A 26,369-nucleotide genomic window follows, 5' to 3' on the forward strand; every position below is an offset into this window, starting at 1 on the left:
ATGAAAAACTAGCTAAAAATTACCTTATTGCAAAATAAGAAAACCCCGCACTCAGCGGGGTTTTTACTTAATCAAATGAATGGTTAAGCATTTTCACGAGCAATCGCACGGTAACCAATATCTTTACGGTATTGAACACCATCAAAAGTCACTTTTTGACAAAGCTCGAGCGCTTTTGCTTGCGCTTCACCAATGGTATTACCGAGTGCAGTCACACAAAGTACACGACCACCAGCCGTTACGATGTCACCATTCTCAAGTGCTTTCGTACCTGCATGGAATACTTTCGCATCTGCCATTTCTGTGTCTAAACCAGAAATTACATCACCATTGCTAGAAGTTTCTGGATAGCCTTTAGATGCAAGTACGATACCTACAGTTTTACGTTCATCCCATTCAGCTTCTTTCGGTAAATTACCGTCTAAGCCTGCTTGAACCAAATCCACTAAAGATGATTTTAAACGCATCATGATTGGTTGAGTTTCAGGGTCGCCAAAACGGCAGTTGAACTCGATCACTTTCGGTTGACCTTGTTCATCAATCATCAAGCCAGCGTACAAGAAACCAGTATAAACGTGACCGTCTTTTTTCATACCTTCAACGGTAGGACGCATCACTTCATTCATGGTTTTTTCAAATACATCCGCAGTCACAACAGGCGCAGGCGAGTAAGCACCCATACCACCCGTGTTTGGACCTTGGTCGCCTTCAAAGATACGTTTGTGATCTTGTGAAGTCGCCATAGGTAAGATGTTGTCGCCATCAATCATACAAATGAAAGATGCTTCTTCGCCTGCAAGGAATTCTTCAATTACAACGCGAGAACCTGCATCGCCAAATTTGTTGCCTGCAAGCATGTCATCGATCGCATCAAATGCTTCTTGATTGGTCATGGCAACGATCACACCTTTGCCCGCAGCAAGACCGTCGGCCTTAATGACGATCGGCGCACCATTTTTTTCAACAAATGCTTTCGCAGCATCTACTTCTGTAAATACATCGTAAAACGCAGTTGGAATGTTGTGGCGTTTTAAGAAATGTTTCGCGAAAGCTTTAGAGCCTTCAAGCTGCGCAGCAAATTGAGTTGGACCCCAAATTTTTACACCCGCTTCACGGCAAGCATCAACGACACCGTTTACCAATGGAGCTTCTGGGCCGACAATGACAAGCTCAACGGCATTGTTTTTTGCGAAATCGATAATCGCAGCATTGTCTAAAATACTTAAATTTACGTTTTCACATTTATTTTCAGTGGCTGTACCTGCGTTGCCCGGAGCAACAAAGACTTTTGCAACTTTATCGTCTTGTGCGATTTTCCATGCAAGTGCATGTTCACGACCGCCATTACCCAAAACTAAAATATTCATCTAAAAATCCCTCAAAAGAATAGAATCCCACCTTGCGAAGCCATGCTTCTCACCCTGTAAAAAAGAAGGGCTTCACGAATAAAAATGTCCCTTTATTTGTGAAAAGTCCCCCTTTTTACAAAGGGGGATTTAGGGGGATTAATAAATACGACTTTGAATCAATTAGTGACGGAAATGACGCATGCCAGTGAACACCATCGCAATACCTGCTTCGTCAGCAGCCGCAATGGTTTCTTCGTCACGCATAGAACCACCCGGCTGGATAATGCATTTGATACCCACTTTAGCGGCGTTATCAATACCATCACGGAATGGGAAGAATGCGTCAGACGCCATGACAGCACCCTCAACCACCAAGCCAGCATGTTCAGCTTTAATTGCAGCAATACGAGCAGAGTTAACACGGCTCATTTGACCTGCGCCAACACCAATGGTTTGACGGTTTTTCGCATAAACAATCGCATTAGATTTCACGTATTTTGCGACTTTCCAAGCAAAGATCATGTCATCGATTTCTTGTTCAGTCGGAGCGCGCTTGGTCACCACTTTAAGATCAGCTTTAGTAATCATGCCCAAGTCTTGATCTTGTACTAACAAGCCGCCATTCACGCGTTTGTAATCAAGTTGCGATTGACGTGCATCGATTGCTGGAAGTTCACCGCAAACTAAAACACGTACGTTTTTCTTCGCACCAGTCACTTCAAGTACGCCATCAGCAATACTTGGTGCAATGATCACTTCAACGAATTGACGCTCAACAATCGCTTGTGCAGTTGCAACGTCTAATTCACGGTTGAATGCAATGATGCCGCCAAATGCAGATTCGGGATCTGTTGCATACGCAAGGTCATAAGCCGCTTGAATGCCGTCTAAAGACACTGCAACGCCACATGGGTTTGCGTGCTTAACGATTACACAAGCAGGTTTCGCAAAAGATTTAACACATTCAAGTGCAGCGTCTGTGTCTGCAATGTTGTTATAAGAGAGTTCTTTACCTTGAAGCTGTTTCGCAGTAGAAACAGATGCTTCTGTCGCTGTGTCTTCAACGTAGAACGCAGCAGACTGGTGCGGGTTTTCGCCGTAACGAAGATCTTGAACTTTGTTCAATTGTGTATTGAAGGTACGTGCAAACTTGTCCGCTTCACCTTCTTGTTTGCCTACGCGAGCGCCAAGGTAAGATGCGATCATGCCGTCATATTGTGCAGTATGTTCAAATGCTTTTACTGCAAGGTCGAAACGAGTCGCATGCGATAAAGCGCCTTCAGCTTTAAGCTCAGCTACAACAGTGGCATAGTCAGAAGCATTCACCACGATGCCTACAGATGCATGGTTTTTTGCCGCAGCGCGAACCATGGTAGGGCCACCGATGTCGATGTTTTCAATCGCATCAGCCAGTGAACAGTTTGGTTTTGCTACAGTTGCAGCAAATGGATAAAGGTTTACAACGACTAAATCAATAGCATCAATGTTGTGTTCAGCCATCACAGCTTCGTCTAGACCACGACGAGCCAGAATACCACCATGAATTTTAGGATGTAGCGTTTTTACACGGCCGTCCATCATCTCTGGGAAACCAGTATGCTCTGAAACTTCAACTACAGCCACACTATTGTCTTTCAACAATTTGTAGGTACCACCTGTAGATAAAATTTCTACCCCTAGAGCAGCAAGTTCTTGTGCAAATTCAACAATACCAGTCTTGTCAGACACAGAGATTAAAGCGCGTTTAATAGTCATGATCTTCGTCACAGTTTTCAAGGAACAGAATAAAACAAAATCAGCAATTTACAGGTTAAAAAAAATGCCTGCGGAAGCCGCAAGCATTTTATCATTTATTCACTCATTAAACCGTGAGCTTTTAACTTTTTACGTAAAGTACCACGGTTGAGTCCGAGAATCTCGGCAGCACGTGTTTGGTTACCACGTGTATATTCTAGAACTACAGATAGAAGAGGTTTCTCCATTTCTGCTAGCACCATGTCGTATACCTGAGATGGTTGCTCGCCCTGTAGTTGCGCAAAATAATGGCGAACTGCGCGATCTACGTGGATACGTAAAGCAACATCAGATTGTGCAGTAAAAATAGGAGATTTGCTATTCATGCGAATTAATCCGAAAAACAAATATCGCTTGGGTAAAGCGATATAAAAAGTGGTCTAAAATTGAAATGAACTCCGCTTTAGATCCTAAAACTGGAGTTCTAAAACTTAATCATTGCATTGAGCCAATAGCTTGACACATCTCAACGTTTTGGTCGAAAAATAAGCGTAACAATAGTTAAAGTTTTGTTACTGACCAAAATCAAAACAAAAAAATCTGCACGATACGCAATAAATTTTATAGCGCATTAGGCAAGACTGTATTTGTTGTGAAAAAGTAGCGAGGAGTTGCAGCACATAGCTTTCGTGGCGCGTATCATACCATTGTCTAAGCAAAAGTGAGCAAGAAAACTGCATTTTTTTTAACTTTTTTTAATTTTTTAATGCTTTCTATTCAGATTAAGGGCGAATTATTTCCAAACTATAGCGATCAAAGCTTTTACGATCGACAGGAAGCTCAAATTTGAATTTAAATGGACTGTTTTTCGGGATACGTTCAATATTGACCAGACTTTCAATCAGATACTCTTTGGCAGACAGGTTATAAGTCGCAACAACTTCACCGCGCTGTTCCAGATTGATTTTTAAAATCGGTAAAGCCAGGCTACGGTCATGGAAGTTGATCAGCTCACCGCTAAATTCAGTTTTCTTGTGACTGGTTGCCTTGATCTTGACTTTATTGACCTGAATCAGCGTGTAGTATTTTTCCAGATTGGAACAATTAAACACCTCGCATACATTGTTAAAGGCCAGACTCATGATATGACTATTTTTGATGTATTGCGGATTAAACCAGAAAAACTGGAACAGCAATACGCCAAATAGCATCAGGTTCAAGATGCTCCAGCCAATATAATACATTGGCCCACGGTATATCTGTTTTTCTGCCTGATCTTCCCAGTTCATGCTCGGCAGTACCGAGATAGGTTCGGTACTGAAATAGTTCAGATTGTTTAAATAGGTTTCCAGATCGATATTTGAATGTTCAACTTTCTGATCGAAAATATATAAAAGACTGTGCGTATTTTGCTGTTGATCGCGACCATATACAGGTGGGTTATATCGAGAATAGGTTTGATCCTGAGACGCTGAGGTAGTGACCGAGTTTTGGGCTTCGGCCACCAGATGCGATAAGGCATTAAATGAAGTGGTACATTTGGGACAGCAAACCATACCCTGCGCAATGGTGAGTTGAGCAACTGTGACCTTGTAGGTGGTGGAACAGGTAGGGCAATGGGTTCGTTTGTCACTCATAAACTATTTGTAGACTCATTCATTCTTATGGCGTTTACCCGAGATACGGCACCAGTGCTCGTCTCGTTTTTCTACTTCTAATATATCAAAATAATTTGAGTAAATGCTAGTAACATCAGCAACTTGCTCTTCGATAACTCCGGCAAGTGCGAACTGTCCCTCAGATTTAATTAAAGTTGCGAACTCAGGAGCCAACATCATTAGTGGCGCAGCCAAAATATTGGCAACAAATACGTCAGCCTTGGTAGTGCCGAGTTCATCTCTAAATTCTTCTGGCAGGCCGACATAAAGTTTGTCCAGTACACCATTCAGTTCAGCATTTTGCTGGGTGGCCAGAACTGCTTGTGGGTCAATATCAGTGGCATATGCTTTTTTAGCACCTAAGAGCAGGGCAGCTACCGCGAGAATGCCTGAACCACAGCCATAATCGATGACGATTTTGTCTTTAACGTCAATTTTGCCGAGCCATTGTAAGCACAAGAATGTAGAGGCGTGGTTCCCTGTACCGAATGCCAGACCCGGATCAAGCTTGATATTGACTGCATCGGCTTCAGGTGCTTGCATCCATTCCGGTACAATCCAGTATTTTTCAGCAATCTGGATTGGCTCATACGCATCCATCCAGGTGCGTTCCCAAGCCTGATCTTCAATGAATTCGTACTTGATCGGCGCTTCTGGCATTTGCGCACCAATAAAGGTTTCTAGTGCAGCAACGTCAATTTCTTCGCCTTCTTCCTGTGCATAAATACCAGTCACAATCACTTTATTCCAGAGTGGTGTTTCGCCTGGAAGTGGTTCCAGCAAATCCTGGTTTTCAGCATCATCCAGGGTCACACTCACTGCGCCTAGTGAGCTGAGTAATGTCTCAGTATAATCGACCTGAGCTTGTTCAACCGTAATATGAATTTGTAACCACTTCACAGAAATAACCTTTATACATTTTTCAAAAAGCTATTGTAACGGAAGTTCAGACACAACGCTGCTATCTTCTTGATGCATACCCAAAATAAAAAGGATGCCGAAGCACCCTGTATAAAGCTCTATAAAGACTTATGAAACCTTAGAGAGAAGAGGTGTTCTGTCTAATGGTGCAAAGCGGTTAAGCAGTAGACCAAAAATGGCAGCAAAAATATACATGAAGATTGAATAAACCGCGGCAGGCATGGCCACAGCAGTGCTGGACATCACGGTCAGGGCAATGGTCATGGCTAATGTGCTGTTGTGAATGCCGATTTCAAAGGCACTGGCCCGTGCCTGAGCGGTATCTATATTCATTAAGCGGGGGACAAAATAGCCGATGGTCAGGCTGAAAATACAGAACAATGCCGTGGCGACACCGACCTGAGACAGATATTCGGCAATATTGGTGCGTTCACTATAGATGGCCCCGACAATAATCAGAATCAAGAATATGACTGCAAAAATACGCAGCGGTCTATTCAGTTTTTCAGTCAGGCGTGGTGCATGATGTCGAATCAGCATACCAATCGCGACAGGAATAATAATGATGCCAAACACCTGAAGAATTTTACCAAGCTGGAGTGTGATCTGCTGGCTGTCCTGCATGAAATGCATAATCGAAAAATTAACGATCAACGGTAAGGTTAAGGCTGCAATCACTGAATTAATCGCAGTCAGGGTGATGTTGAGTGCCAGATCACCTTTGAAAAGATAGCTAAACAGATTGGCCGTACTGCCGCCAGGTGAGGCAGCTAACAGCATCAGACCCACGGCAAGAAGTGGAGGCAGGGCCAAAACTTTACACAGGATAAATGCAATACCGACCAATAAGACCAGTTGGCAAAATAATGCGACTAAAACAGCTTTAGGATGTTGGGTGACCCGGGCGAAATCTTTGAGGGTAAGTTCGAGACCTAAACCCACCATAATAATCGCGAGCGCAAGCGGCAGTAAAATCGTAATAATGCCAGAATCCATCTGTCATGCTCCTTGTTAAAAATTATTTTAATACTTTTGCTTTTCTTAGGAAAAGCATACAGCTTTATCGCAGACTCAGCCAAATAAATTACAAATCCGATAAACGATTTTTATGGCGATAAGCGATATATTGGCGACTCATCATTACCCCGAAAATAGTCGCAAAACTATACATGACAATGGTGTAAATGCCGGCCGGAATTGCCATAGTGACATCGCCTAAGACCGAAATCGCAATGGTGATCGCAATCGCCGTATTATGAATGCCGATTTCAAAGGTACAGGCCCGTGCCATTTTTTCTGGAATACCCATCAGTAGCGGAATGCAATAACCAATAAACAGGCTGGAAAAACATAAAATCACAGTAGCTAAACCAATACTGGAAAAATATTCAAAGAGATTAAAACGATCTCTAAAAACGGCAAATATCAAGAGTATGCTTAAAAAACTAATTGAAACGAAGCGCATCGATTTGCTGACGGTAATGGATAAATGTGGAAATTTGGCTCGAAGCAGCATCCCGATGATCACGGGGATCAGGGTAATTAAAAACACCTGTATCATTTTTTCAACTGGAAATGTCACAGTCGAGTCGTGACTCATAAAGTATTGTAATGAGAGATTGATAATAAAGGGCAGGGTGAAAATAGAAATGATGGTATTGATGGCAGTCAGGGTGATATTCAGTGCGACATCGCCTTTATACAGATAGCTAAACAGGTTGGCGGTTGGGCCTCCTGGTGAAGCGGCCAGAAGCATTAAACCTACTGCGAGTAAAGGAGCTAAGTCCAGAATCAGGCAAATAAAGAAAGCAATACTGGTCAACAGCACGAGCTGTGTAAATAGGGCAATAAAAATGACTTTAGGATAGCGGCTTAAGCGCAGGAAATCCTTGATTTTTAATTCGAGTCCCAGCCCCATCATCATGATTGCCAATGTAATAGGCAAAAAAAAGTTAAAAAACCCCGAATCCATGAAAAATCCTTTTTATTATTGATTTTTAGATAGATTTTAAGTGTAGCGGAGCTGAATAAATAAGCAATATAAAACGGGCAAAATGTATTCACTTTGCCCGTCAAAGCTTTTACTTGAAATGTAAGCTATTTAGAGCTATGACAGCTTACATGCCTGGCTGAGTTTGCATTTGCGCATCAGGCGGAGTCTGTTGGTCATTCATTGGTTGCTACATTTGCGGCTGGCTCATTTGTGGTTGCATTGGCTGACTGTGCATTTGGGATTGTCCCTGAGGGCGTGGCGGCATAAAGCCTAAAGCACATTTACCTTTGACTTCGGTTCCATTAATGGTGGCGGTGGTCGCGCTACTATTGCCACTACAGGTACTCATGAGTTCAGCTTCATCACCTTTGATTAAAGCGTTTTTTGATGAAGCGAAAAACTGTGGCTCACAGGTTCCATTCCAGATAATGCCTCGATGAGCAAAACTGACTTGAGCACCTTGGGTTTTGCCTTTACAAACCTGTTGATACTTTTGCGCATTATAAGTGGTTTCGACCTTATCATTTGCTGAGGCTGCAAATGGCGCAAAACATAAACCACACAGAACAGTTGAGAGAAAAATATTCTTATTCATCAGTTATACCTTTGTTTGTAATGTAAGCAGTATATAGCTTAAAAAATACTCAAAATTAAACAGTGTAAATCGAGTAATTTTCTGAACTTATATGTTTAATTTATATAGTCCCTCTGCAAAGTTAAATTACAGTGCTTGATTCTTGTACAGGATGATTCATTTTTTATCTCAGGATAAATTCGACTGAATCTGTCTACTTTAGAATGAAATTTGCTATAATACTCAGCTATCCTTTTTTATCTCTCAATTACCACTATGCATTATCCTAAAGTATACGATGTCATTGTTATCGGTGGCGGTCACGCCGGTACAGAAGCAGCTCTGGCTGCAGCGCGTATGGGTCGACAGACTTTACTCTTAACTCATAACATTGAGACTTTAGGGCAGATGAGCTGTAACCCGGCCATCGGTGGTATTGGTAAATCGCACTTGGTGCGTGAAATTGATGCCTTGGGCGGTGCAATGGCACTGGCTGCCGACAAAGGCGGTATTCAGTTCCGTATTTTGAACTCGCGTAAAGGTGCAGCAGTTCGTGCAACACGTGCGCAGGCAGACCGTGTCCGTTTTAAAGCGGCAATTCGTGAAACCTTAGAGAATCAGGCGAACTTGGATATTTTCCAGCAAGCGGCTGATGACCTGATTGTTGAAGGCGATACCGTCAAAGGTGTGGTTACCCAAATGGGCATTCGTTTTGATGCCAAAACTGTGGTGTTGACTGCGGGTACATTCTTGGGCGGCGTAATTCACGTTGGTCTGGAAAAATCCAGTGGTGGTCGTGCCGGTGATCCGCCGTCGATTTCATTGGCAGCACGTTTGCGCGAATTGAATTTACCTGTGGGGCGTTTAAAAACCGGTACACCACCGCGTATCGATGCACGTTCGGTCGACTTTTCTGTAATGACACCGCAGCCGGGTGATTTCCCATCTCCAACCATGTCGTTTATGGGCGATGCGTCTATGCATCCGGAACAGGTGAACTGCTATATCACGCATACCAATGAACGTACGCATGAGATTATTCGCGGTGGTCTAGATCGCTCACCGATGTATACCGGTAAAATTGAAGGTGTAGGGCCGCGTTATTGCCCATCAATTGAAGACAAGATTCACCGTTTTGCCGATAAAGACTCGCATCAAGTATTCTTGGAACCGGAAGGTCTGGATACGCACGAGCTTTATCCAAATGGTATTTCAACTTCATTGCCATTTGATGTGCAGTTTGAGTTAGTTCGCTCAATCCGTGGTATGGAAAATGCGCATATTTTGCGTCCAGGCTACGCCATTGAATACGACTATTTCAACCCGCAAGCGTTGAAATTTACCCTTGAAACCAAAGCGATTAATAACCTGTATTTTGCTGGTCAAATTAATGGAACCACTGGTTATGAAGAAGCAGGTGCACAAGGTTTGCTGGCAGGTTTAAATGCTGCACGTCGTGCCTGGGATCAAGAGCAGTGGACACCAAAACGCGATGAAGCCTATATGGGTGTATTGGTAGATGACCTGATTACGTTAGGCACCAAAGAACCGTACCGTATGTTTACCTCACGTGCTGAATATCGTTTGATGTTACGTGAAGACAATGCTGACCAGCGTTTAACTGCGATCGGTCGTGAATTGGGTCTGGTCGATGATGCACGTTGGGCGGTTTACTGCGAAAAAATGGAAGCAGTTGAAAAAGAAACCGGTCGTTTGCAGCATCTTTGGGCGGCTCCAAACAATCCGATGGGCAAGAAATTCGTTGAGATGACTGGCGCAGATTTATCTAAAGAATGTTCAGCGATCGATCTTTTGAAACGTCCAAATATTTCATTTGCGCAAATTGCCGAGTTAACCGGTTCTGATGTATCTGCGCAGGTCGGTGATCAGATTGAAATCGCAGTGAAATATGCGGGTTATATCAACCGTCAGCATGAAGATGTGGCACAAATGAAACGTCTTGAAGAAACCCGTATTCCAGGCGACTTCGATTATGACATCGTGTCAGGTCTGTCGCGTGAAATCACGTTGAAACTGAAGGATGTACGTCCTGAAACATTGGCGCAAGCCAGCCGTATTCCGGGTGTGACGCCTGCGGCTGTTCAATTGGTGATGATTACGATTCGTAAGAATGCACAAACGAAAAAATCTGCTTAAGAATACAGTGTGAAAAAGCCCGCGCAATGCGGGCTTTTTATCGGCTGATATTTTTGTATAAGTCTCGGCTATCATTCAATTATAAATAACTACTATTTAACTAAATGCCTTATTTATAAAGATAATAAAAATTATTAAGATGTAAAAAGTCTATAAATTTTAACTTTTAGGTCTAATGGAAAGGGTATTGAGCCAAGTTGATGAACTTAAATCCGACTATTGTCGTGGTATTTCTCTGACCAGATTAGGATAAGAATAGGGGGAATAGGATCGTCAGGCTATCAAACGATTTATAGGTTATTGATGGAGATCAATCATGATACAGCCTTATAGTGAAAAATTACGAAAAATATTGACGATTTTCTTGTGCTTTTGGGTGGCATTTTTTGAGGGTTTCGATCTTCAGGCTCCTGGAATTGCAGCAAAAGGAATTGCGGCAAGCTTTGCTTTAGATCAGGTTCAGATGGGCTATGTGTTTAGTCTGGGCGTCTTTGGAATGCTCTTTGGTGCATTCTTTGGTGGATGTATCGCGGATTATTTGGGACAAAAGAAAGTCCTGATGTTGTCTGTGGCTATTTTTGGTGTGTTCATGTCGCTGACTGCAATTGCACCGAGCATCGAGGTTTTATATGCTGCGCGTTTCTTGACCGGTTTGGGTCTGGGTGCTGCAATGCCGACCATGATTTCCGTGGTTGGAGATGAAGCAACTGAAGCCAATCGCGGTAAGCTCAATAGCTTGATGTATTGTGGCCTGCCTGTCGGTGCTATTTTTGTCGCCGGTTTGGCTATGCTGCTTCCAGATATTCAATGGCAGACTTTATTTTTGATTGGTGGTTTAACGCCTTTAGCGCTTCTCCCTTTTATGGGCTTTATTCTTAAGGATCAGCCTAAAGCAGCGGTAGCGCAAAAAAGATCTGGCGAAGCTGTACCGGGCATGGTCGAGGTTTTGTTCAAGCAACAACAGTATAAAAATACAGTGCCGCTTTGGGTGGGTTTCTTTTTTACCTTGATGATCAACTATATTCTGATTAGCTGGTTGCCTAATTTGCTGATGGAACAAGGCTTGCAAAAACAGCAGGCATTTCTGGTGATGCTGGTGTTTCAGGTGGGCGCGGTGATTGGAACCTTGAGTTTGGGTTATTTGCTAGATCGTTTAAAATTGTGGCAAATGGCAGCCATTATTTACAGCGGCTTATTTGTTGCCTTGGTTTTGTTGTTCACCAGTACTTCGATTCCGCTATTAATTTTAGCCGGGGTGATGGGTGGGATCTTTTCTACAGGTGGTCAATCTATTCTGTATGGCATCTCACCGATTTTTTATTCAGGTGCAGGTAAAGTTACAGGCGTGGGCAGCGCCATTTCTTTAGGCCGTTTAGGTGCCATGACCGGTCCGTTATTAACCGGAAAAATTTTGGCATTAGGTTTGGGAACTACAGGTATCCTTATGGCAAGTTTACCTGCGGTGGTTGTATCAGCGGTAGCGGTCACGGCACTGTCACGTTATAAGGCAGCTCATAAATAAGCCAATTTTGTGCTTTTTTCGCTACTAAAAAGGAATCTACGGATTCCTTTGTTATGGCTCATATTTTAATTGAGTAAAATCGGCAGATAAAATTTGCTAAAATAGATGGATAGCAAACAGACTGATTTTTATATGCCTTACCAACTGATCGAACTCGATATTCAGGCCGCCGATAATATTGCCTGTCCACATTGCCAGCAGAACATTATTGACTGGACTGAAGAACAATATGTACAGCCATGTGAACATACTTTATTTATTGCCATGGATATTGGCTTTGAATATATGACCGATGAATTTGAGCATAGCATGCCGCGTTCGGTAGATGATCTGCATGCCAATGACGATCAGGTGAATATGTTTGATGAAATTACCGCCAGTACTTATTCAGACTATCTGATCTTAAAGTCAGACTTGGGCGCAGCAGGTTATTCGCGTTATATCGGCTTAACTGTTTAACTCATCTCAGTATAAAAAAGCACCCGAAGGTGCTTTTATAGATTAGCTTGGACTTTCGATTTCTTCTTCTACCTCATCATCGGCCGTATCCATACCGAGTTCTTTGAGCTTGCGGGTCAGCGTGTTACGGCCCCAGCCCAAAAGTTCAGCTGCATGACGTTTACGGCCACGGGTCTGTTGTAATGCAGCATTGATCAGAGTGCGTTCGAACATCGGAGTGGCAGCATCCAGAAGTTTCATTTCGCCATTTTTGAGCTTTTGCATCGCCCATTGACCCAGCAATTCATCCCAGTGCTGTGGACCCACTTGGTTTAAGTTTGGAATTGGTGAGCCTAAATCTAAATCTTGAATTGGGATTTGTTTCAGCTCAGGTGGTAGGTCTTCTGGATAGACTTCACGACCTGTGATCATCACGGTCAGCCAGCGACAGGTATTTTCAAGTTGACGCACATTACCTTGCCACGGCAGTTTTTGCATATATTCCTGGGTTTCAGGACGCAAAATTTTGGGATTAACGCCGAGTTCTTTACCAGCACGTGCCAGGAAGTGCTGCGCCAGCATCGGAATGTCTTCACTGCGATGTGCCAGTTTTGGAATGTGAATCCGAATCACATTCAGGCGGTGATACAAGTCTTCACGGAAACGGCCGTCATGTACCAGTTTTTCCAGATCCTGATGTGTCGCTGCCACGATACGCACATCGACCTTAACTGGAATATGACCGCCAACACGGTAGAACTCGCCATCGGCCAAAACACGCAATAAACGGGTTTGGGTTTCAAAAGGCATGTCGCCAATTTCATCCAGAAACAGCGTGCCGCCGTTGGCCTGTTCAAAACGACCTTGACGCTGGGTATTGGCACCGGTAAATGCACCTTTTTCGTGACCAAAAAGTTCGGTTTCGATCAGGTCTTTTGGAATAGCTGCCATATTGAGGGCAATAAAGGGCTTTGCACTACGCGGTGAATGGCGGTGCAAGGCATGTGCCACCAATTCTTTCCCTGTACCGGACTCACCATTAATGAGTACAGTAATATGCGATTGCGCTAAACGGCCGATGGCGCGAAACACTTCCTGCATGGCGGGAGATTCACCGATAATTTCAGTCGATTGAATCGGCGGGGCAACTTTTGCTGATTCTTGTTGTTGCAGCTTGGTAATATGCAAAATCGCACGATTGACCAGTGCCAGCGCTTCATCAATATCAAAAGGCTTTGGCAGATATTCAAAAGCACCAGTTTGATAACTTGATACAGCAGACTCTAGGTCTGAATGCGCCGTCATAATAATCACAGGCAGGTCAGGATAATTGTGTTTGACCTTACCCAAGAAGGTGAGTCCATCAATCCCCGGCATACGGATATCGGTCAGAATCACATCTGGTGCATCAACACTGAGTTGATCTAGTGCGGATTGTGCTTCTTCAAAGCTGGTCACGTCCAAGCCTTCTTCTTTAAAGGTTTTTTCCAGTACCCAGCGCATGGCACGATCGTCATCAATCACCCATATTTTATTTCGCGACATGATTCGACTCCCAAGGTAAATATAAGCTAAACACGGTTTTTCCAGCCACGGACTGACATTCAATCATGCCGTTATGCTGATGAATAATATTTTGAGCAATACTGAGACCCAGTCCGGTACCTTTGGCGCGACTGGTGACCAGTGGATAAAACACAGATTCGATAATGTCTTCGGGGACCCCAGGGCCATTGTCTTCAATATCAATGCGTACCACAGAGCGATGAATTGCCCCGTTAATGGTAAATAGGCGCTGAATCCGGGTTCTTAAAACCAGTTCAGGCTGGTGATCGACAAAAAACTCTTTGTTCTCGGTCATGGCCTGTACTGCATTGGCGCAAATATTCAAGATCACCTGAATCAGTTGATCACGGTCTGCCAGCACTTCAGGTAAGGACAGGTCATAATCCCGAATAATCTTGATTTTCTTTTTGCTTTGATTGGCGATGAGTGAGCGCACCCGCTCAAGTGGCTCATGTACATTTACCAGCTCATAGCTTGGCAGTTGGCGTGAACCGAGCATGGTGTCGGCCAGATTTCGGAGTCGATCGACTTCACTAATAATAATATCGGTAAATTCTTTGTATTGTGGATCATTCAGACTGCGAGCCAGAAGTTGTGTTGCCCCCCGAATTCCGCCGAGTGGATTCTTGATTTCGTGCGCGACACCACGAATCAGCTGGCGAGCCACTTGATGTTGCTGAATCAGGTTTTCTTCACGCGAAATTTTGAGCATGCGGTCGCGAGGATTGAGCTCGATTAACAACAGTGGGTGATAGGGCTTACCCAGATTTAGCTGAGAAACGGTGTAATCGACATGAATGTCCTTAAAGTTGACAATCAGTGTGGCTTCACGGCGCGTATAAGGTTGGCCTGTAGTTAAAGTGTTGTTCAGCGCTTCTTCAGTATTAAACTCATCGGTCGGATGTTGCAGAAGACCTAGTGCCGGACTTCCACTGGCGCGAAATAAGCTCACATCAAATAAGGCTTCGCAGGCAGAGTTGAGATAATAAATATTAAGATCGCGGTCTACCAATAAGATACACGTGGTCATATTGTCCACTAAAACACGATAGTCGATCGGAATAAGCTGATCCATTCGCGGTTTTTTTCCTGTATTAAAATGGCGCAATGGCATCTTCATAAAGCAATTTAATCAATTTTAAGTTCTGATTTGATGCAAGATGCACGCCAACTTTTATGACTAAAGCTTATTTATTGCGATGAAATGCAGAAATGTGCCACAGCGACACAATTCATCTTAGGTATAGCGGATTAAATTGAGGCTGTAAATCTAAAATGTTCTATTTTGGTGCGCGCGCAAATATGTTGTATATTTTATGGCGTTATTTTAGTGCATGATGCAAAGAGTCAGGTTTTCAACTATTTTTATGATGCGAAAAGACATACAATACGCGCATTCTAGTAGAGCGAAAATTCATGAAGTCCCCCAAAGTCGGTTTTGTATCTTTAGGTTGTCCTAAGGCATTGGTAGATTCTGAACGTATTTTAACCCAGTTAAAGACTGAAGGTTATGACGTCGCTTCGGATTATGACGGTGCTGATTTAGTTGTAGTAAATACCTGTGGTTTCATTGAATCCGCAGTGCAAGAATCGCTAGACGCGATTGGTGAGGCGATGAGCGCGAATGGTCGCGTTATCGTAACAGGCTGTCTAGGTAAAGACGAAGACAAGATTCGCCAGATGCATCCAAATGTCCTGAAAGTGACAGGTGCAGCGGCATATAAAGATGTTATGGATGCGGTTCATCAATACGTGCCTGAACCGCCAAAACACAATCCATTTATTGATTTAGTTCCAGAGCAAGGCATCCGCCTAACGCCTAAACATTATGCCTATTTGAAAATATCGGAAGGCTGCAACCATCGTTGTACTTTCTGTATTATTCCAAGCATGCGTGGTGATTTGGTCTCCCGTCCAGTTGGTTCTGTGCTTGAAGAAGCCGCAGCGCTGAAACGTGCCGGTGTTAAAGAAGTACTCGTTATCTCCCAGGATACTTCTGCTTACGGTCTGGACACCAAATACAAGCTGGATTTCTGGAACGGCCAGCCGGTGAAAACCAAATTCTATGACATGTGTGAAGCACTCGGTCAGTTGGGAATCTGGGTGCGTTTGCACTATGTTTATCCATATCCGCATGTCGATGCCGTGATTGACCTGATGGCTCAAGGCAAAATTCTACCTTATCTGGATATTCCATTTCAGCATGCGAGTCCAAAAATTCTCAAGCTGATGAAACGTCCTGCGCACAGTGAAAATACACTGGAGCGATTGAATATCTGGCGTGAAAAATGTCCTGATCTGGTTATCCGTTCAACATTTGTGGTGGGCTTCCCAGGTGAAACCGAAGAAGACTTCCAGATGCTGCTCGATTGGCTGAAACAAGCTCAATTGGATCGTGTAGGTTGCTTTACCTATTCACCAGTTGAAGGTGCGACAGCAAACGATTTGCCAGATCACGTTCCTGAAGAAATTAAACAAGAGCGTTATGAGCGTTTCATGCAGGTTCAGCAAGAAATCTCGGCAGCCAAACTCCAAAAACGTATTGGTCAGACCATGACCGTGCTGGTAGATGACCTGGAAGAAGAATTCCCGGTGGCAGTTGCGCGTTCTTATGCAGATGCACCTGAAATTGATGGCAATGTTTTTGTTGAAGATATCGATAAAAGCGTCATTAAGGCAGGGGATTTGCTTGAAGTCGAGATTACCGATGCAGACGAGTACGATCTGTATGCAAAACTCATTTCAGTCAAATCTGCTTAAGATTTTGAATTAAAAAAATTTAAATTGAATACTTTGGAGTTTGATGATGTTGGATTCTAAAAAGCCACGCTTTGGTCGCATCCTGTTAAAGCTTTCTGGTGAAGCACTGGCAGGCAATAAAGACATGGGAATCGATGCACAAGTGCTCGACCAGATGTCGCTTTCTATTGCGCACCTTGTGGGTTTAGGCGTACAAGTAGGTATCGTGGTTGGTGGTGGTAACCTGTACCGCGGTAGCCAGCTGCAAAAAGACGGTCTGGTTGGCCGGGTCACTGGCGACCAGATGGGTATGCTGGCAACCGTGATGAACGGTCTGGCATTACGCGATGCATTGGTACGCCGTAATATTAAAACCCGTTTGATGTCTGCACTGCCAATTGGTGCAGTGGTTGAGTCTTACTCAAGCCGTGATGCGATCCGTCACCTGACTCAGGGTGAAGTGTGTGTATTCGTGGCAGGTACAGGTAATCCATTCTTTACCACAGATACCGCAGCATGTTTGCGTGGTATTGAAATCGAATCAGATTTGATTTTGAAAGCCACTAAAGTCGATGGCGTATATAACAAAGATCCAAGCAAATATGACGATGCGGTTAAATATGACACATTGACTTTTGACCAGGTTCTGGACGAAAAGCTGGGTGTAATGGACTTAACTGCAATCTGTTTATGTCGTGATCACAATGTGCCGCTACAAGTATTCGATATGAATAAATCTGGCGCATTGCTTTCCGTTGTGATGGGTGAAAAAGAAGGGACTCACGTTACCAATTAATGACGTGAGCACCAAAGCACTTTATACTACACGCTAATTTAGTAATAACCTCTTTTCAAGAATTAAGTAAGGAAGATCATATGATTAACGATCTTAAAAAAGACAGCGAAGACCGTATGAACAAAACTCTAGAATCTCTAGAGCATGGTTTTGCAAAAGTTCGTACCGGTCGTGCGCATCCATCAATTTTAAATAACGTGATGGTTTCTTACTATGGTTCAGACGTTCCATTGAACCAGGTGGCAAACGTAGGTGTTGAAGATTCACGTACTTTGTTAATCCAGCCTTTCGAACGTTCAATGGTTTCTGCAATTGATAAAGCGATTCGTGAATCTGATTTGGGTCTGAACCCAATTACAGCAGATGCGATTCGTGTACCGATGGCTGCGTTAACTGAAGAAACGCGTCGTGACATGCAAAAAGTTGCGCGTAATGAAGCAGAAAATGCCAAAGTAGCGATCCGTAACATTCGCCGTGATGTATTGGGTGATATCAAAGCTTTGTTGAAAGAAAAAGAAATTTCTGAAGACGAAGAGCGTCGTGCTGCTGACGAAATCCAGAAAATTACCGACAAATTTGTTGCTGAAGTTGATAAGCGCTTGGCTGCGAAAGAAGCTGAATTGATGAAGGTCTAATTCATCGATGACCGTTGCTGAAGAAAATCCCCGTCTTCCGAAACATGTTGCCATCATTATGGATGGCAACAATCGTTTTGCCAAAAAAAATCAGATGCAGAAAGGTGATGGACACCGTGAAGGAAAAACGGTTCTGGATCCGATTGTTGAACACTGTAAAAAAAGAAATATCCAGGCTTTAACTGTATTTGCCTTTTCCAGTGAAAACTGGAATCGTCCACAGTTTGAAGTCGAATTGCTCATGAAGTTGCTGGTTGATACCATTCATGAACAATTACCCCGCATGGAAAAATTCAATATTGCCTTACGCTTTATCGGTGATCGCAGCCGTTTGTCCCCAGAATTACAGGGGCTTATGTTGCATGCCGAACAAAGGACTGCTAATTTCAATAGTATGACACTCACTATTGCAATCAGTTATGGTGGTATGTGGGATATGGCACAAGCTGCACAGCGAATTGCCAGCGATGTTTTAACAAATAAATTAGATCTTGATGCAATTGATACTGATGTATTTGGTCAATATGTCAGCCTCGGTGACTTACCAGCAGTTGATCTGCTGATTCGTACTGGCGGAGATTTCCGTCTGTCGAATTTTCTGTTATGGCAGGCAGCCTATGCAGAGCTTTATTTCACTGAGACGCTGTGGCCAGAATTTACCGTTGAAGAACTTGATGATGCACTTGCCGTATTTGGTGGGCGTGAACGTCGTTTCGGTAAAACATCAGAGCAGGTTCATCAGGAAAAACTTGAGAATTAATACATGTTTGAGCGGATTATAACCGCATTGGTGTTGGTAGCAGTTGTACTGAGCTGTATGTTTGCTACTGAATCACATTATCCAATGTTTGTATTGATGGTTCTTGCTGCTGGGGTTGCCGGTTATGAGTGGTTTAAACTCATGCCGCGAAAATTTAAGCAGGTCATCAAGCCCGTTGCATGGGGATATGGGGTGCTGACCGCGGCTCTATCAGCATTGGCATTGTATTTTGCTGAAGTCGCTTTGTTGTTATGGATGGCTTCTATTATTACCTGGTTACTCAGTATTTACTGGGTCAAGTCTTATCCTGAGTATGACGGCTGGTACAATACAAGCCTAAATGGCATTGGTGTAGTGCTGATTTCTGCTGCTGTCACCGCAATTTTCTCGGTTTGGCAAAGTTCACCGTGGTGGTTGATGTACCTGTTTTTACTGGTATGGGGCGCAGACAGCGGTGCGTATTTTGTTGGCCGTAAATTCGGTAGGAAAAAACTTGCACCAAATGTCAGCCCAAACAAATCTGTAGAAGGGCTGTATGGTGGTGTGATCACCTCAATGCTGATTGTGATTGCAGTTGCTTTGCTTTATCTGGAGATGACCTGGCCAGAACTTATTTTATTCCTGACCTTATCGGTGATCACGGTCTTCAGTTCAGTACTGGGAGATCTGTTTGAATCCATGATCAAACGACGTGCCGGTATTAAAGACTCGGGCCGTATTTTACCGGGTCATGGCGGGGTGCTGGATCGTATTGATTCTTTGCTTGCTGCAGCTCCAATCTTTGCGGCAGGTATTGCTGTTCTAAAACTTATTGGTGTAGATTTATAAATGTCACAAGCGGTTTGTATACTGGGTGCTACAGGTTCTATTGGTCAAAGTACTTTAAAAATCTTGCAGCGACATCCTGAAGCGTACTCGGTTTTTGCTGTAACCGCGCAAAGTCGTATTGCTGAACTGGTCAAGATTTGCCAGCAATACCGCCCTAAAGTGGCGGTGGTGCCTGCGGCAAAAGTGGATGAGTTTTCAAAACTCCTTCAGCAACATGGTCTGGCTGATATTGAAATTCTGCAAGATGAAGCCGGTTTAATTGCTGTGGCTGAACATGCGGATGTCGATATTGTCATGGCTGCCATTGTCGGTGCTGCCGGATTGTTGCCGACACTGGCTGCAGTAAAAGCAGGCAAGCGCGTACTGCTGGCCAATAAGGAAGCTTTGGTGATGTCCGGTGACCTCATGATGCAGGCTGCACGCGATCATGGTGCATTGTTGCTTCCGGTGGATTCCGAACACAATGCGATTTTCCAGTGTTTACCACAGCACTATTTTGAGGCAGAGCGTCATGGCAAGCCCAAGCTGGGTGTCTCGCAAATTTTGTTAACTGCATCTGGTGGGCCGTTTCTCAATCATAGTCTACAACAGCTTGAAGATGTGACGCCTGCACAGGCCTGCAAGCATCCCAACTGGTCAATGGGCCAAAAAATTTCGGTCGATTCAGCGACTTTAATGAATAAAGGTCTGGAATTGATCGAAGCCTGTCATTTGTTTGCAGTTCAAGAACAATTTGTTACAGTCGTGGTGCATCCACAGAGTATTATTCACTCCATGGTTCAATATGTAGATGGTTCAACTTTGGCACAAATGGGTAATCCGGATATGGGCACACCTATTGCACATGCATTGGCATGGCCTGAGCGAATCAGTACGCATGTACCACCCTTAGATCTGTTTATGCACTCGCAGCTTAACTTTCAGGAACCGGATGTGATTCGTTTTCCTGCATTAAAGTTGGCGCGTCAGGCGATGCAGAGCGGCGGGATTGCACCCACGATTTTAAATGCGGCCAATGAAATTGCAGTTGACGCATTTTTACATCAGCAAATTAGGTTTACCCAAATTCCTCAAGTGGTTGAGCATGTCCTGAATCAGATGGACAATCAGCCGGCAAATGATCTGGAGGCTATCTTGCAGGCAGATCAAATGGCACGAGGTTTATCACAGCAGTATGTTGTGAATAAAGGAAGTTAAGACATGAACGCCTTGTTTATTATTGCAGCCGCAATCCTGTTACTCGGTCCCTTAATTGCGATTCATGAGTTTGGTCACTATATTGTGGCGCGTAAACTGGGCGTTAAAGTGTTGGTCTATTCGATTGGTTTTGGACCAACGCTGTTAAAGTGGACCTCAAAAAAATCCGGCATTCAATATCAGCTATCCGCCTTACCTTTAGGCGGTTATGTGAAAATGCTGGATGAACGTGAAGGCAATGTTGCTGAAGAAGACTTGCCCAAAGCATTTAACCGTCAGCATCCCTGGAAACGGATTGCCATTGTGGCAGCGGGACCATTGATCAACCTCATTCTTGCGGTGCTGTTATTCTGGGTGCTGTTTTTACCGGCACAAGAGCAGCTGAATACCCGCGTTGGTAAAGTTTTACCAGATACGCCGGCTGCAACAGTACAAATGCAGCCGGGTGACAAAATTGTTGCTGTGGACGGGACTCCAGTCGAAACCTGGGAAAAACTGAGTTATGCGCTGGTGGATCGTGTGGGTGAAACCGGTGTAGTGTCTATTCAGGCAGAACGTGCCGGGGAAAACAAGCTGTTCCAGTTACCGATTCGGGACTATTTAAAAGACCAGAGTCAATCTCCGTTAGACAGTCTGGGCTTCTTGCCTTATCGACCGGAAATTCCGGCTGTGATTAGCAAGCTGACTGAAGATGGTGCAGCAATTCGCCAAGGCCTGAAGCAAGGTGACAAAATTCTGGCCATTGATGGTGTCCAGATGAAAGACTGGTTTGATGTGGTACAAATTGTACAGGCATCACCAGAAAAATTACTGAAGATGGATGTATTGCGCGAAAACCAGGTGGTGCAACTTGAAGTGATGCCACAGGGCAAGCGTGACAATATGGGCAATGTCACGGGTATGCTCGGTGTACAAAGTGATCCGGGTAAAATCTCGATTCCCGCAGAATATAAGCAGACCATTCACTACAATCCAGCTGAAGCACTGGTGATGGCATTTGATAAAACGGTGCACTTATCTTCGATGATTCTGAACTCGATTGTCAAAATGGTACGTGGCATGATTGGACTGGATAACTTATCTGGACCGATCACCATTGCCAAAGTCGCAGGACAAAGCGCAGAAATGGGTTGGGAAACTTTTATTTCCTTTATGGCGCTAATGAGTGTAAGTTTAGGAATATTAAATCTACTGCCGATTCCAATGCTTGATGGCGGACATCTGGTTTACTATTTTGTTGAATTAATTCGTGGTAAACCTGTTTCCGAACAAATACAATTGGTTGGACTAAAAATTGGTATGGTACTGCTCGGCAGTATGATGCTTCTGGCATTATTTAATGATTTTATGCGTTTATAACAACGTAGATGGAATAAATTAACAGCGGAAAAGACTGGCATGCAGCACACACATTTATTTATGCCTCTGGCACTCGTTAGTGCAATGGCAGTAGCACAACAAGTATATGCAGCAGATGAATTCATTGTACAAGATATAAAATTTGATGGATTAGTACGTTTAACTCCTGAGAATGTGTATGGCCTCGTGCCAATTAACAGTGGTGATCGGGTCAATGATCCGGTCATTGCCAATGCCATTCGCAGCTTGTATGCATCAGGATTATTTGATGACATCAAAGCTGTTCAGCAAGGCAATACGCTGGTTTTTCAGGTAGTGGAACGTCCGGTCATTTCGAAAATCGAACTGAAAGGCAACAAGCTGATTCCAAAGGAAGCACTTGAAGACGGCCTGAAAAAAATGGGTCTGGCTGAAGGTGAAGTGCTGAAAAAATCTGCTTTGCAGACAGTTGAAACTGAGCTTGAACAGCAATACATGCAGCAAGGTCGATATGATGCAGATGTGACGGTGACGACGACAGCACGACCGAATAACCGGGTTGAGCTGCTGATTGATTTTATTGAAGGTAAAGCTGCTAAAGTTTTTGATATCAATATTATTGGTAATACTGTTTTTAAAGAATCAGATATCAAGCAGGCATTTGCTGTTAAAGAAAGTAGCTGGAATTCAGTGATTTCACGTAATGACCGTTATGCACGTGAAAAAATGGCAGCAAGTCTTGAAGCTTTACGTGCCATGTATCTGAATAAAGGTTATATCAACTTTAATATCACCAATTCCAGTTTGAACCTGAGTGAAGATAAAAAGAATGTCTTTATTGAAGTTTCTGTAGATGAAGGTGAGCAGTTTAAATTTGGTCAAACCAAATATTTAGGTGATGCACTTTATCAAACTGAAGAGTTGCAGGCCTTACAGTTATTTAAACAGGGCGAAACTTATTCTCAGGAAAAAGTAAACGCGGTTAAGCAACTATTGCAGCGTAAGTATGGTAATGCCGGTTACTACTATGCAGAAGTGAATGTTGTTCCTCAAATTAATAATGAAACCAAGTTGGTGGATTTAAATTATTATATTAATCCAGGTCAGCAAGTTACAGTACGACGTATTAATTTTACCGGTAACACCAAAACTGGCGATGAAGTATTACGTCGTGAAATGCGCCAGATGGAAGGTGCGCTTGCCAGTAATGAAAAGATTGATCTGTCCAAAGTCCGTCTGGAACGTACTGGTTTCTTTAAAACAGTAGATATCAAACCTGCACGTATTCCAGGTTCACCCGATCAGGTAGATCTAAATGTTGCCGTTGAAGAGCAGCATTCGGGTACCAGTACTCTGGCTGTCGGTTTCTCGCAAAGTGGCGGTGTGACCTTCCAGGCAGGTTTAAGTCAAACCAACTTCCTGGGAACCGGTAATAGCGTATCGATCGACCTGTCACGTTCTGAAACCCAAGATTACTATAACCTGAGTGTGATGGACCCATACTTCACCATTGATGGTGTACGTCGCGGCTATAACATGTACTACCGTAAAACCAAGCTCGATGATAACTATAACGTCAACAACTATGTCACAGATAGTTTAGGTGGTGGAATCAACTTCGGTTATCCAATTGATGAAAACCAGAGTGTTAGCTTAGGCCTAAATGTCGACAATACTGAAGTAACGACTGGTAATGGTGTTTCCACCTATGTTCGTGATTACCTATTAGCAAATGACGGTAAGTCAATAGGCCAAAGTCCTTACTGTATCGACAATGCTGATCCTTGTAAAACTGATTTAAAATCAGACCGCTTTCAAGGTGAATTTTTAACATATAACTTAAACTTAGGCTGGTCTTACAATACTTTAAACCGTCCAATGTTTCCGACGACAGGAATGTCACATCGTGTCAATGCTGAAATAGCCTTGCCAGGTAGTGATGTTGAATATCAAAAAGTGACTTATGATGCTCAGGCTTTCTTCCCGCTAGGCAAAGATTTTGTGCTGCGCGGTTATGGGAAGTTGGGCTATGGTAATGACTTACCATTCTATAAAAACTTCTATGCTGGCGGTTTTGGTTCAGTGCGTGGTTATGAAAACAGTACTTTAGGTCCAAAATATGACAGTGTCTATGCAGAAAATGCAGGCATTAGTGACTTTGATCTAGAGGAGGTTGGTGGTAATGCATTGGTTCAGTTTGGTACTGAACTGGTACTGCCAGTGCCATTTAAAGGCGATTGGGCACGTCAGGTACGTCCAGTGATTTTTGCCGAAGGTGCACAAGTTTTCGATACAAACTGCGATGTTTCACAATCTGGTGACTTACGTCAATATTGTAAAGATAACTTCGGTTTCGATGCAGGCAATATGCGCTATAGCGTCGGTGCGGGTTTCACCTGGATTACCATGATTGGCCCATTGTCACTGAGCTATGCTTATCCGTTGAATAAGAAAGATGGTGATGAAACTAAAAACATCCAGTTCGAAATCGGCCGTACTTTCTAAGATTATTAGCTAATCCTGAATATAGATTTTGCTCATGAAGTTGCGAGGCTTTATGAGCAAATTTTTTTGAATGAGTAAGAATATGAAAAAAATGATCATGGCGATGAGCCTGGCTTTGGCAAGTGTTGCACCGTTAACTCAAGCAGCTGGTATTGGTGTGATTGACTTGGAGCGTGTTGTTGAAGGCAGTACTTATCTGAAACAGCAAAACACGGCATTTCAACAAAAAATTCAGCCACAAACCAGCAAGATTGAACAACTCAGTAAAGAGCTGGAAGCTTTGCAGCAGCGTGCTCAGTCTAATACCAAACTGAGCGATGCTGAAAAGCAGAAGATGTCTACGCAATATCAGGCCAAATTTCAGGAATTGAATCAGTTGCAACAATCTGTGCAGAATAATGTTCAAAGTTCGATTCAGCAGATTCGGACGGTATTTGATGCACGTGTAAAGCAAATTGCTGAACAATTGCGTAAAGAAAATAACCTGGATGTGGTTTTAAATAAAAATTCAGCACTTGCTTATGATGCTAAATATGATTTAACTGATAAAATGATTCAAAAGGTTAATGCAATTAAGTAATCAATGAATCATCAACAGCTTCAGTTAGCTGACCTTGCTCGCCTGGTTCAAGGCGAGTGCGTAGGTCAGGCAGATTTGCGTTTGAGCGCTTTGGCCAGTCTTGAGCATGCGACATCGCAAGATTTGGCATTCGTCAATGCAGACAAATATGTAGAGCAAGCCAATCAAAGTCGGGCGGCTGCTTTAATTGTCACGGCTGAACTGAAACAACAAATAACGTCACATCAAAACTTTATTGTTGTTGCAAATCCTTATCTGGCTTTTGCGATCCTGACCCATGTATTTGAGAAAAAAAATACCCAGCGTGGTATCGAAAGTACTGCTCAAATTCATCCTTCAGCGATCATCGCCGATGATGCGTATATTGGACACTATGTGGTGATTGGCGAGCATTGTGTTGTGGGCGCCAATACCGTGATTCAGCCTCATGTACATGTCGATAATGATGTGGAAATCGGTCAGGACTGTTTTATTGATGCGCATGTGACGCTGACGGGTGGCGCCAAAATTGGCAATCGCGTTCGTATTCATGCCAATACCGTGATTGGCAGCGAAGGTTTTGGTTTTGCACCTTATCAAGGTAAATGGCATCGTATTGCCCAGCTTGGTTCTGTGCGTATTGCTGATGATGTGCGTATCGGGTCAAACTGTAGTATAGACCGCGGTGCATTGGATGATACGATTTTGCAACAGGGTGTGATTATTGATAATCTTGTGCAAATCGCGCATAACGTCAAGATTGGTGCCAATACCGCACTCGCAGCAAAATGCGGAATCGCCGGAAGCACTACAATTGGCAAAAACTGTGTATTTGCAGGTGCGGTGGGGGTAGTAGGCCACATTAATATCGCAGATAATGTCACAATTACTGGCATGTCAATGGTGACAAAAAATATTTCTGAGGCGGGCAGTTATTCTTCTGGCACACCTATGTTGGAAAGTTTGCACTGGAAACGTGCTGCTGTGCGTTTTAAACAATTAGCAGATGTGCCATTGACCCAGGTGATGAAACGACTAGATCATATGCAATCTCAAATTGAGTCCATTGAATCAACATTTAAGTTGCGTAAATAATTATG

At 43.4% G+C, this 26,369-nt stretch carries 23 protein-coding genes; 13 read left to right on the plus strand and 10 right to left on the minus strand.

Annotation, left to right across the window (positions count from 1 at the left end):
- Nucleotides 1-83 precede the first annotated feature (83 nt).
- From purD to FTU45_RS01550, 8 genes are all read right to left on the minus strand, one after another.
- Nucleotides 84-1,367, minus strand: a complete 1,284-nt coding sequence (gene purD, locus FTU45_RS01515; RefSeq protein WP_180075785.1) for a phosphoribosylamine--glycine ligase — start codon at nt 1,365-1,367, stop codon at nt 84-86.
- A 162-nt stretch (nt 1,368-1,529) separates the two neighbouring features.
- Nucleotides 1,530-3,104 carry a bifunctional phosphoribosylaminoimidazolecarboxamide formyltransferase/IMP cyclohydrolase gene (gene purH / locus FTU45_RS01520; protein WP_180075786.1) on the minus strand — a complete coding sequence of 525 codons (1,575 nt, stop codon included), beginning with the start codon at nt 3,102-3,104 and terminating at the stop codon, nt 1,530-1,532.
- A gap of 95 nt (nt 3,105-3,199) precedes the next feature.
- Complete coding sequence (gene fis / locus FTU45_RS01525) at nt 3,200-3,469, minus strand: DNA-binding transcriptional regulator Fis (protein ID WP_001086304.1); 270 nt, start codon at nt 3,467-3,469, stop codon at nt 3,200-3,202.
- A gap of 396 nt (nt 3,470-3,865) precedes the next feature.
- The gene (locus FTU45_RS01530; RefSeq protein WP_005171257.1) at nt 3,866-4,720 is read right to left on the minus strand and encodes a DUF3426 domain-containing protein; all 855 of its coding nucleotides are present in this window, start codon (nt 4,718-4,720) and stop codon (nt 3,866-3,868) included.
- A 15-nt stretch (nt 4,721-4,735) separates the two neighbouring features.
- Nucleotides 4,736-5,641, minus strand: coding sequence for a 50S ribosomal protein L11 methyltransferase (gene prmA, locus FTU45_RS01535; RefSeq protein WP_180075787.1), 906 nt, complete (start codon nt 5,639-5,641; stop codon nt 4,736-4,738).
- Between the two features lie 129 nt (nt 5,642-5,770).
- Entirely contained in the window at nt 5,771-6,658 is an 888-nt protein-coding gene (locus tag FTU45_RS01540; protein WP_180075788.1) for a bile acid:sodium symporter family protein, read from the minus strand.
- An 88-nt stretch (nt 6,659-6,746) separates the two neighbouring features.
- Nucleotides 6,747-7,634 (minus strand): bile acid:sodium symporter family protein, encoded by an 888-nt coding sequence (locus tag FTU45_RS01545; protein WP_005171255.1) that lies wholly within the window; start codon nt 7,632-7,634, stop codon nt 6,747-6,749.
- Between the two features lie 208 nt (nt 7,635-7,842).
- Nucleotides 7,843-8,250: a hypothetical protein gene (locus FTU45_RS01550; protein WP_180075789.1), complete on the minus strand. Its 408-nt coding sequence runs from the start codon at nt 8,248-8,250 to the stop codon at nt 7,843-7,845.
- A gap of 255 nt (nt 8,251-8,505) precedes the next feature.
- Here FTU45_RS01550 and mnmG point away from each other — a divergent pair, with 255 nt between their 5' ends.
- The 3 genes from mnmG to FTU45_RS01565 all read left to right on the plus strand — a co-directional run bounded on the left by mnmG (nt 8,506) and on the right by FTU45_RS01565 (nt 12,367).
- Nucleotides 8,506-10,386, plus strand: coding sequence for a tRNA uridine-5-carboxymethylaminomethyl(34) synthesis enzyme MnmG (gene mnmG, locus FTU45_RS01555; RefSeq protein ID WP_100328704.1), 1,881 nt, complete (start codon nt 8,506-8,508; stop codon nt 10,384-10,386).
- Between the two features lie 316 nt (nt 10,387-10,702).
- Nucleotides 10,703-11,908 carry a 3-(3-hydroxy-phenyl)propionate transporter MhpT gene (gene mhpT, locus FTU45_RS01560; RefSeq protein WP_180075790.1) on the plus strand — a complete coding sequence of 402 codons (1,206 nt, stop codon included), beginning with the start codon at nt 10,703-10,705 and terminating at the stop codon, nt 11,906-11,908.
- A gap of 132 nt (nt 11,909-12,040) precedes the next feature.
- Nucleotides 12,041-12,367 carry a hypothetical protein gene (locus FTU45_RS01565; RefSeq protein WP_100535160.1) on the plus strand — a complete coding sequence of 109 codons (327 nt, stop codon included), beginning with the start codon at nt 12,041-12,043 and terminating at the stop codon, nt 12,365-12,367.
- A gap of 42 nt (nt 12,368-12,409) precedes the next feature.
- Here the strand turns inward: FTU45_RS01565 and glnG are convergent, their stop codons facing one another.
- Together glnG and glnL are read right to left on the minus strand one after the other, a co-directional pair.
- Entirely contained in the window at nt 12,410-13,891 is a 1,482-nt protein-coding gene (glnG, locus tag FTU45_RS01570; RefSeq protein WP_180075791.1) for a nitrogen regulation protein NR(I), read from the minus strand.
- The gene (gene glnL / locus FTU45_RS01575) at nt 13,878-14,987 is read right to left on the minus strand and encodes a nitrogen regulation protein NR(II) (protein WP_005096702.1); all 1,110 of its coding nucleotides are present in this window, start codon (nt 14,985-14,987) and stop codon (nt 13,878-13,880) included. Before glnL ends, glnG begins: the two co-directional genes overlap by 14 nt.
- A gap of 341 nt (nt 14,988-15,328) precedes the next feature.
- Here glnL and rimO point away from each other — a divergent pair, with 341 nt between their 5' ends.
- From rimO to lpxD, 10 genes are all read left to right on the plus strand, one after another.
- The gene (gene rimO / locus FTU45_RS01580) at nt 15,329-16,672 is read left to right on the plus strand and encodes a 30S ribosomal protein S12 methylthiotransferase RimO (RefSeq protein ID WP_005096703.1); all 1,344 of its coding nucleotides are present in this window, start codon (nt 15,329-15,331) and stop codon (nt 16,670-16,672) included.
- 46 nt (nt 16,673-16,718) lie between these two features.
- Nucleotides 16,719-17,447, plus strand: coding sequence for a UMP kinase (gene pyrH, locus FTU45_RS01585; RefSeq protein ID WP_004279886.1), 729 nt, complete (start codon nt 16,719-16,721; stop codon nt 17,445-17,447).
- Nucleotides 17,448-17,527: 80 nt separating this feature from the next.
- A complete protein-coding gene (frr, locus tag FTU45_RS01590; protein ID WP_004279885.1) occupies nt 17,528-18,082 on the plus strand; it encodes a ribosome recycling factor in 555 nt (184 codons plus the stop codon).
- Between the two features lie 7 nt (nt 18,083-18,089).
- Nucleotides 18,090-18,842 carry a polyprenyl diphosphate synthase gene (gene uppS, locus FTU45_RS01595; protein ID WP_180075792.1) on the plus strand — a complete coding sequence of 251 codons (753 nt, stop codon included), beginning with the start codon at nt 18,090-18,092 and terminating at the stop codon, nt 18,840-18,842.
- A 3-nt stretch (nt 18,843-18,845) separates the two neighbouring features.
- A complete protein-coding gene (locus FTU45_RS01600; protein WP_180075793.1) occupies nt 18,846-19,670 on the plus strand; it encodes a phosphatidate cytidylyltransferase in 825 nt (274 codons plus the stop codon).
- Nucleotides 19,671-20,867: a 1-deoxy-D-xylulose-5-phosphate reductoisomerase gene (gene ispC, locus FTU45_RS01605; protein WP_180075794.1), complete on the plus strand. Its 1,197-nt coding sequence runs from the start codon at nt 19,671-19,673 to the stop codon at nt 20,865-20,867. It abuts the gene before it with no gap.
- Between the two features lie 3 nt (nt 20,868-20,870).
- The gene (gene rseP, locus FTU45_RS01610; RefSeq protein WP_100355037.1) at nt 20,871-22,226 is read left to right on the plus strand and encodes an RIP metalloprotease RseP; all 1,356 of its coding nucleotides are present in this window, start codon (nt 20,871-20,873) and stop codon (nt 22,224-22,226) included.
- Between the two features lie 39 nt (nt 22,227-22,265).
- Entirely contained in the window at nt 22,266-24,710 is a 2,445-nt protein-coding gene (bamA, locus tag FTU45_RS01615; protein WP_180075795.1) for an outer membrane protein assembly factor BamA, read from the plus strand.
- An 82-nt stretch (nt 24,711-24,792) separates the two neighbouring features.
- Complete coding sequence (locus FTU45_RS01620) at nt 24,793-25,290, plus strand: OmpH family outer membrane protein (RefSeq protein WP_005096711.1); 498 nt, start codon at nt 24,793-24,795, stop codon at nt 25,288-25,290.
- Nucleotides 25,291-25,293: 3 nt separating this feature from the next.
- Complete coding sequence (lpxD, locus tag FTU45_RS01625; RefSeq protein WP_180000040.1) at nt 25,294-26,364, plus strand: UDP-3-O-(3-hydroxymyristoyl)glucosamine N-acyltransferase; 1,071 nt, start codon at nt 25,294-25,296, stop codon at nt 26,362-26,364.
- Nucleotides 26,365-26,369: the final 5 nt, after the last annotated feature.

Source organism: Acinetobacter sp. YH12106 (genome assembly GCF_013418995.1).
Taxonomy (GTDB): Bacteria; Pseudomonadota; Gammaproteobacteria; order Pseudomonadales; family Moraxellaceae; genus Acinetobacter; species Acinetobacter pseudolwoffii.